Origin of the sequence: Limnobacter sp. (genome assembly GCF_036846585.1) — a bacterium.
Classification (GTDB): Bacteria; Pseudomonadota; Gammaproteobacteria; order Burkholderiales; family Burkholderiaceae_B; genus Limnobacter.
The window spans coordinates 18,634-27,039 of sequence record NZ_DAIUBR010000037.1 but is presented as its reverse complement, the minus strand read 5'-3'; the positions used below and the strand labels follow the sequence as shown (position 1 = coordinate 27,039).

The 8,406-nt window shown below is 53.8% G+C and carries 7 protein-coding genes; all 7 read left to right on the top strand.

From position 1 onward, the window contains the following. The first annotated feature begins 177 nt into the window (after positions 1 to 177). The 7 genes from V7028_RS13605 (at position 178) to infB (ending at position 8,394) form a co-directional block, all read left to right on the top strand. Positions 178 to 672 carry a PaaI family thioesterase gene (locus tag V7028_RS13605; protein WP_334120624.1) on the top strand — a complete coding sequence of 165 codons (495 nt, stop codon included), beginning with the start codon at positions 178 to 180 and terminating at the stop codon, positions 670 to 672. A gap of 10 nt (positions 673 to 682) precedes the next feature. Beyond that, on the top strand, positions 683 to 898 hold the full coding sequence (locus V7028_RS13600) for a DUF1289 domain-containing protein (RefSeq protein ID WP_334120623.1): 216 nt from the start codon (positions 683 to 685) through the stop codon (positions 896 to 898). 472 nt (positions 899 to 1,370) lie between these two features. Then, positions 1,371 to 1,985: an SMC-Scp complex subunit ScpB gene (gene scpB / locus V7028_RS13595; protein ID WP_334120622.1), complete on the top strand. Its 615-nt coding sequence runs from the start codon at positions 1,371 to 1,373 to the stop codon at positions 1,983 to 1,985. Beyond that, positions 1,957 to 3,354 (top strand): 23S rRNA pseudouridine(2605) synthase RluB, encoded by a 1,398-nt coding sequence (gene rluB / locus V7028_RS13590; protein WP_334120621.1) that lies wholly within the window; start codon positions 1,957 to 1,959, stop codon positions 3,352 to 3,354. Before scpB ends, rluB begins: the two co-directional genes overlap by 29 nt. Before the next feature lie 165 nt (positions 3,355 to 3,519). Further along, positions 3,520 to 4,023 carry a ribosome maturation factor RimP gene (gene rimP, locus V7028_RS13585; protein WP_334120620.1) on the top strand — a complete coding sequence of 168 codons (504 nt, stop codon included), beginning with the start codon at positions 3,520 to 3,522 and terminating at the stop codon, positions 4,021 to 4,023. 10 nt (positions 4,024 to 4,033) lie between these two features. Continuing rightward, entirely contained in the window at positions 4,034 to 5,503 is a 1,470-nt protein-coding gene (gene nusA / locus V7028_RS13580) for a transcription termination factor NusA (RefSeq protein ID WP_334120619.1), read from the top strand. 74 nt (positions 5,504 to 5,577) lie between these two features. Beyond that, positions 5,578 to 8,394 carry a translation initiation factor IF-2 gene (infB, locus tag V7028_RS13575; protein WP_334120618.1) on the top strand — a complete coding sequence of 939 codons (2,817 nt, stop codon included), beginning with the start codon at positions 5,578 to 5,580 and terminating at the stop codon, positions 8,392 to 8,394. Positions 8,395 to 8,406: the final 12 nt, after the last annotated feature.

Genomic DNA, 8,406 nt, shown 5'->3' with positions numbered 1-8,406 from the left:
ACGACCTTCGGGTTATGAGCCCGACGAGCTGCCAGACTGCTCCACCCCGCGTCTGGTAAGAACGAAACTATAGCGGGTTTTGGACTTGTGTGCAAGTGCACAAACGCGTCGGAACACCTGAATGTTCCCTAAAAAACCTTTATCCTGCTGAAACCATGAGGAAAATTGAAATAAAAAATGTTAAAAAAATTTCTGAAAAATCTGTCTGACAAGCCTGAATTCATGCGCAGGGCCATAAATTTTTATGCACCCTTGCGCGGTGCGGGCATTCACGTCCACCGAATTGGCGCCAATTTCGAAGAAGTTGAAGTGCACCTGCCGTTTACGCGTCGAAACAAAACCATCATGGGCGCGCACTTTGGCGGTTCCCTGTATGCCATGGCCGATCCGTTTTACATGCTCATTCTCATGAAACGCTTGGGGCATCGCTACCATGTGTGGGATCAAGAGTCCAATATTCGTTTTATTGCAAAGGGCAGTGCACTGGTCAAAGGTGTGTATCAAGTCGATGATCAAACGCTCAATGAAATCAAATCAAAAGCAGCCACAGGCGAAAAAGTGTTGCACACTTTCGAAACCGACATTACTCACGTCGACGGCTCGGTCGTCGCACATGTCACCAAAGTGCTTTATATTCGCCTGAAGAAACAGCACCGTCCAATTTCCAGTTAGAAGCAACAGAATGTCCAAACCTGAATACGCCAACCTGCCCGTGTGGCCGGAAGCCGATACCCCATGTGTAGGTTTTTGCTCAACCAATCTGGGCGACGATGTTTGCATGGGTTGTGGTCGAACCATGGATGAAGTGGATGGCTGGCTTTTCAAAAGCGACGAGGAAAAAGAGGCGGTCTGGAATCGCATACGCCAAGCGGGTGTTGGTTATCGCTGGGAAAGGTGAAATAGTGGGTATTGATGGCAGTTAGAGAGCATGCTCAGTTTTTAATCAACCAACCAAAAATACCGATAAATCAACAGGCTGAAAATTTTATCCACAGCGATTCGGGAAGGTTTTCCCCGTCCACTGTGGATAAGTTCTAAAGAACCCGGGTGACCACGGGGTAGGCCACAGTGGGGATGTTTCATGCGCATGCCGCATGCAATATAAAGCTGTCTCCGACCCTCTATGGGTTACTTTTGGAAACGGCTCGCTTGGTCGGGCCGTTTTTTTTTACATTTGATTGTGCGATCAAGTGGTTGCTGATCTGCCGATAACGTGGTTACAATGCGCCATCGGTTTATAAAATGCCTGTCGCGCAACCAGTTACATGTTGCGCCCCTGTACCCCGCTGGCAACAGCCACCCCGGCCTGCAGGACCAATCGGCACTAATTCCCTATCAACACCAGAATTTCTTAAAGTGAGTCCGCCTGGATGGATCCCCAGCGCGCTAAAAACATATTAGAAGCGGCTTTGTTGTGCTCAGTCGAACCCATTGCTGTCAAAGAGCTGATGCGGTTGTTCGACGACTCAATCGACGCGACTGTTGTCACCACCTTGCTTGAAGATTTGCGGCGTGACTGGACCCAAAAGGGTCTGGAGCTGGTGCAGGTTAAAACCGGGTGGCGCTTTCAAACCCGTGACGACGTCAAGCGCTATCTTGAACAAATGAATCCTGAAAAGCCCCCGAAGTATTCGCGGGCCACCATGGAAACCTTGGCAATTATTGCCTACAAACAGCCTGTAACCCGCGGCGATATTGAATCGATTCGTGGTGTCACGGTGTCCACCCAGGTGATGAAAGCCTTGGAAGACCGAGGCTGGATCGAAGCCATTGGCCACCGCGATGCCCCAGGGCGTCCGGCACTTTGGGCGACTACCCCCCAGTTTTTGGCTGACTTGAATCTGGCCAGCCTGAGCGATTTGCCAGCGTTGGACGATGAAAAAGACCAGCAACTGGCTGATGAATTACAGAAAGTCATTCCATTTGACCTGGATGACAGCGACACAGCGGAAAACGATGAGAACCAACAAGCGCAAAGCAACTGAAACCCCGGAAACAACCGACACCATTGAACCCGTTGCGGTCAGCACCGACATCGAAAGCCATGACATGGAATGGGGCGAGGTGCTTGATCAGGTCGAAGGGCTGAAAACAGAAGCGGCTGGCGGCGCCAGCAAGAACCGCAGCAAATTGAATGTCCGCCTGGACCCCGAGTTGGCCCCAAAATTGCACAAAGTGCTGGCTGATTCCGGCATGGGTTCGCGCCGTGAAATGGAAGAGCTGATTGTTGCTGGCCGTGTTTCAGTGAATGCGGAGCCTGCGCACTTGGGTCAGCGTGTATTGCCCACCGACCAGGTTCGTGTCAATGGCAGGTTGATTCAGCGCAAAAACAAGTCCAAGCCACCTCGTGTGCTCATCTATCACAAGCCGGCTGGTGAAATTGTGTCTATGGATGACCCCCAAGGGCGCCCGACCGTGTTTCAAAAACTCCCGAAGATTTCCAATGGCAAGTGGATTGCAGTGGGTCGCCTCGACTTCAACACCGAAGGCCTGTTGCTGTTCACGTCTTCTGGCGACCTGGCGAACCGTTTGATGCATCCCCGCTATGAAGTGCAGCGTGAATACGCCGTTCGTATTCTGGGCGACCTTTCTGAAGAGCAACGCCAGCAATTGTTGAGCGGCATTGAGCTTGATGACGGCCCAGCCAAGTTTCTGTATGTGGATGCCGCAGGTGGCGAAGGTGCCAACCGCTGGTACAAAGTGGGGTTGAAAGAAGGGCGCAACCGGGAAGTTCGTCGCATGTTTGAAGCGTGCAAGTTGACGGTTAGCCGCCTGATCCGCACCCGCTTTGGCGACATTCTCATGCCGTCCACCTTAAAGCGCGGGCGCCACATGGAAATGGAAGCCCTGGAAGCCATGTCATACATGCAGTCTTTGGGTTTGAAGGTCGATGAGTCTGCACAAGAAGGTGCAATTCGCCGCGACAAGAAAAACATCGGCTCTAAAAACAACAAACGTCGCAATGGCCAGCCCTTGATTGATCCTGGTTTGGCCTTCACAACCCCTACGCAAACCTACCTGACCGTGTCAGGTGCCGCAGCTGCAGCCGCTTTAAGCAACCAGAATAACCTGTCTTCGGCCGGTGGTTCCTCGCGCGCAGGTGGCAACGGTCGCAGTGGCGAGCGCAATGGCAACCGGACTGGTGCGGGCGGTACCGGCAACAGCGGGCGAGGCCGTGGCCCGTCTGGCACTGGAAACGGCGGCAACTCCGGAAAATTTGCGGGTTCGGGCAAACGCACCGGTGGTGCGCGGACCGGTGGCCCCTCGGCTGGCAGGGGGCCAGCCCATGGAAATGGCCCCGTTTCAGAGCAGAAGCCCCAGCAAAGGCGACGCAGAAAGGCTCCCGCCGTGTAGTGCGGTGCTTGAAATTGCTTGAAAATAAAGGCGGTTTCGGTTATTATCTGAGGCTGCCTGAGCACCCACTCCAAAAAAGGGTGTCTCAAATAAAGTGGGCTTACAGGCCCATTTTTTTTTGGCGGGCAGTTTTGAAGCGAACTAGAGAAGGTTAAAAGAGGCGAAGTGATCAATCCTGAAGAATTTGTTGGCAATTCATGGTCTGGCGTATGGTCAGAACCCTGGGTAACGGAAGCCGACGCCGTGATTGTCTCGCTGGGTCTTGAAGTGGCCGACATTGAGCGGGAAGGCAATGGCCTGTTGCGCATCATGATTGATTCACCTGCCGGTGTCACTGTCGAGGATTGCGAACGCGTAAGCCACCAGTTGACCCACTTGTTCACCGTCGAAAACGTCAACTATGACAGGCTTGAAATTTCCTCGCCGGGCATAGACCGTGTATTGCGTCGCAAAAAAGATTTCGAACGGTTTTTGGGTGAAGAGGTTGCGTTGAAGTTCAAACGCCCCATCAACAGCCAGAAGCAGTTCAAAGGTGTATTGCAGCAAGGCAAAGAGCAAAATTGGGGCGTCCTGGTGGCACCCGATGGCAAAAATGCCGAGCCTTACTTGCTTGATTTTGAAATAGCTGATTTGGCGGGTGCCCGTCTGGTCCCCCATCTAAAGTTTTAGGAGCCCTGGAATGAGCCGTGAGTTGCTTTTATTGGTTGATGCGCTGGCGCGTGAAAAGAATGTTGATAAAGACATTGTATTCGGCGCGCTCGAATTGGCATTGGCTTCTGCAACCAAGAAGCGTTTCGACGAAGAAGTCGATGTGCGTGTGTCCATTGACCGCGACACTGGCGACTACGACACTTTCCGCCGCTGGGAAGTAGTGACCGAAGAAGACTTCTATGATCCAGCTTATCAAATGGTACTGGATCAGGCCTTGCAGCACGATTCCGAAGCCGAAATGGGTGACTTCATTGAAGAAGAGCTTGAGCCCGTCGAGTTTGGTCGCATTGGCGCACAGGCTGCCAAGCAGGTAATTTTGCAGCGCGTGCGCGATGCAGAACGCGAGCAGATCCTGACCGACTTCCTGGATCGTGGCGACAAAATCGTGATCGGCCAGGTCAAGCGCATGGAGCGTGGCGACGCCATTATTGAAAGTGGCCGCATTGAAGCCCGCTTGCCCCGCGATCAAATGATCCCGCGTGAAAGCCTGCGCCCAGGCGACCGCGTACGTGCTTTCCTGTGGAAAGTCGATCGCCTGGCCCGTGGCCAGCAGGTTATTCTCTCGCGCACTTCGCCGGAGTTCATCAAGGCCTTGTTCGCAATGGAAGTGCCCGAAATTGAGCAGGGTCACCTTGAAATCAAGGGTGCTTCACGCGACCCTGGTATGCGTGCCAAAATTGCAGTATTGGCACACGACCGCCGCATCGACCCCATCGGCACCTGTGTGGGTGTTCGTGGTTCCCGCGTTCAGGCTGTTACCCAGGAACTGGGTGGCGAACGTGTAGACATCGTGCTGTGGTCCGAAGACCCGGCCCAGTTCGTGATTGGCGCCTTGTCACCTGCCACGGTGCAATCCATTGTGGTTGATGAAGACCAGCATGTGATGGAAGTGGTGGTGGATGAAGCCGAATTGGCACAAGCCATTGGCCGCAGCGGCCAAAACGTTCGCCTGGCCTCTGATCTTACGGGCTGGCAAATCAACATCATGACCCCGGAAGAGTCAGAAAAACGCTCTGAAGAGGAAGTGGGCAAGCTGCGCGAATTGTTCACCAGCAAACTGGATGTTGATGAGGACGTGGCCAACATTCTGATCGAAGAAGGTTTTAGTGGCCTTGAAGAAGTGGCGTACGTGCCACTGGCTGAAATGCAGGAAATAGAAGCTTTTGACGATGAAACTGTCGAATTGCTGCGCACCCGCGCACGCAACGCACTGTTGACCGAGGCAATCGCCCATGAAGAAATGGTCGAGGGTGCCGGTGATTTGATGTCGATTGAAGGCGTAGACGCAGATTTGGTGTCCAAGCTGGCTGCTGCCGATATTACGGAGCGGGAAGGGTTGGCAGAATTGGCGGTCGATGAATTGGTTGAGATCGCAGGTATTGAAGAAGATCGTGCGCGTGACATCATCATGAAGGCGCGTGCACACTGGTTCGAATAAGTTTCGAACCAGATTGAGTTGAGTCGAATCGGGTCACGTGGCCCGGTCAGCAAGGGAATTTGAAGGAATAGTAGATGACCAGTACCACAGTCGCACAGTTTGCCGCAGAGTTGAAAATGCCCGCCGATGTACTTTTGGAGCAGTTGAAGTCTGCTGGCGTAAGCAAAACTTCTGAGGCAGATGCAGTTACTGAAGCGGACAAGGGAAAGCTTTTGGAAAGCCTGCGCAAGGCACACGGATCTGAAAGTGGTCAAAAGAAAATTACCCTCACCCGCAAGCAGACCAGCGAAATCAAGCAGGCAGGCCCCGGTGGGCGTGCGCGCACCGTTCAGGTTGAAGTACGCAAGAAGCGTGTGTTTGTTCAGCGTGCCGAGAAAGCAGGCGAAAGCGAGCCCGTGATGGAAGCCCAGCTTGAGCCAGCTGAGCAGGCCCGTCGTGATGCGGAAGCACAGCGCCAGGTTGAACTGAAAACCCGCCAGGAAGCTGAGCTGAAAGAAAAGCAGGCCAAGCTGGAGCAGGAGCGTGAGCGTGAGTTGAAGCTTCAGGAAGAAGCCCGCCAGCGCGCCGAAGAAGAACGTTTGGCGCATGAAGCTGTTGAGCAGGCCAAGGCCGAAAGTGCCGCGCCGTCGAAAGCCGACGAAGAAACCGATTCCAAAGACGAAGCAGCGAAAGCCGCCCGCGCCGAAGAGACAAAGGCCCGCGAACAGCGTGCATCCGATGCATTGAAAGCTGAACAAAAAGCCAAGAAGGCAGCAGAAGACGCCGCCAAGGCCAGCGCCAATCAGGAACGTGCCCGCAAGGTTGCGGAAGCCGAGGTGGCCGCGATCAACAGAATGATGTCTCAGCCTTCCAAGGTCATGAAGGCAGAAGAGCCTGTTGAACCGCCGAAAGCTGTCCTCAAGAAACCTGAAAAATTGGCCACGCCTGCTGAAGAAGAGGCTGCGGAACGCGGTCGCAAAGGCGTTCGTGCCGTAGGCGCAAAAGATGAACCAGGCCGTCGCCGTGGTGGTTTGAAAACCCGTGGTGAAACAGGTTTGGGCCGCACTGGCGCAGGTGGCTGGAAAGGCCCCAAGGGCAAAAACAGCCGCCACAGCCATGAACAAAGCAATTTCAACCAGCCTACGGAACCCGTGATTCGTGATGTTCACGTGCCCGAAACCATTACTGTGGCTGAATTGGCGCACAAAATGTCCGTCAAGGCCGCTGAAGTGATCAAGTGCTTGATGAAGATGGGGCAGATGGTCACCATCAACCAGGTTCTGGATCAAGACACAGCCATGATTGTGACCGAAGAATTGGGTCACAAGGCGATTGCCGCCAAGCTTGATGACCCCGAAGCCATGATCGAGCAAGCAGGTGTTGCGCAGTCCGAAGCGCCTGCCGTGCCCCGTGCACCGGTAGTCACCGTGATGGGTCACGTTGACCATGGTAAAACGTCTTTGCTGGATTACATCCGCAGTGCGAAAGTGGCGTCTGGCGAAGCCGGCGGCATTACCCAGCACATCGGCGCGTACCACGTACAAACCGAGCGCGGCATGATCACCTTCCTGGATACACCGGGCCACGAGGCGTTTACCGCCATGCGTGCCCGTGGTGCCAAGGCAACTGACATCGTTATTCTTGTAGTGTCCGCCGACGATGGCGTGATGCCACAAACAATTGAAGCGATTCACCATGCCAAGGCAGCCAATGTGCCCTTGGTGGTTGCGATCAACAAAATTGACAAACCCGAAGCCAACCCAGACCGCGTGAAGCAGGAATTGATTTCACATTCCGTGGTGCCGGAAGAATACGGTGGCGATTCACCCATGGTGCCCGTATCCGCCAAAACCGGTAAAGGCATTGACGACTTGCTGGAACAAGTGTTGTTGCAAGCCGAAGTCATGGAATTGAAAGCACAAATTGATGCACCTGCCAAAGGTTTGGTTGTTGAATCCCGGCTGGACAAGGGCCGTGGCCCGGTTGCCACCGTGCTGGTTCAAAGTGGCACCTTGAAAAAAGGTGACGTGGTGTTGGCTGGTTCCGCATTTGGCCGTGTTCGTGCCATGGTGGATGAAACCGGTCGCTCCATCGACTTTGCCGGCCCTTCGATTCCTGTCGAAATCCAGGGCTTGAGCGACGTTCCGGCTGCCGGTGAAGAAGTAATCGTGTTGCCAGACGAACGCAAGGCCCGTGAAATCGCATTGTTCCGTCAAGGCAAGTTCCGCGACGTAAAACTGGCAAGGCAGCAGGCTGCCAAGCTGGAAAACATGTTCGAACAAATGGCCGAGGGCGAAGTCAAGCACCTGCCAGTTATTTTGAAAGCCGACGTACAGGGTTCACAAGAAGCCTTGTCACATGCCTTGCAGAAGTTGTCGACCGACGAAGTGAAAGTGCAGGTAGTACACGCCGCTGTAGGTGGTATCAGTGAATCGGATGTGAACCTGGCCGTGGCTTCCAAGGCGGTGATCATCGGCTTTAACGTGCGTGCTGATCAAGGCGCACGCAAAACTGCAGAGAACAATGGCGTGGACATTCGCTACTACAACATCATTTACGATGCCGTAGACGAAATCAAGGCCGCCATGACCGGCATGCTGACACCCGACAAGAAAGAGGAAATCATCGGCAACGTTGAAATCCGCGAAGTGTACAAAATCTCCAAAGTGGGTTCTGTTGCGGGTTGTATGGTCACCGATGGTGTTATTCGTCGTGGTGCCGGTATTCGTTTGCTGCGTGACAACGTGGTGGTGTGGACGGGCCAGTTGGCCTCGCTCAAGCGCTTCAAAGACGACGCCAAAGAAGTGCGTCAGAACTTTGAATGTGGCTTGCAGCTGCACAATTACGACGACATTCAGGTTGGCGACATTCTGGAAGCATTTGAAGTGAAGGAAGTGGCCCGTACGCTGTAATTCAATTGCAGC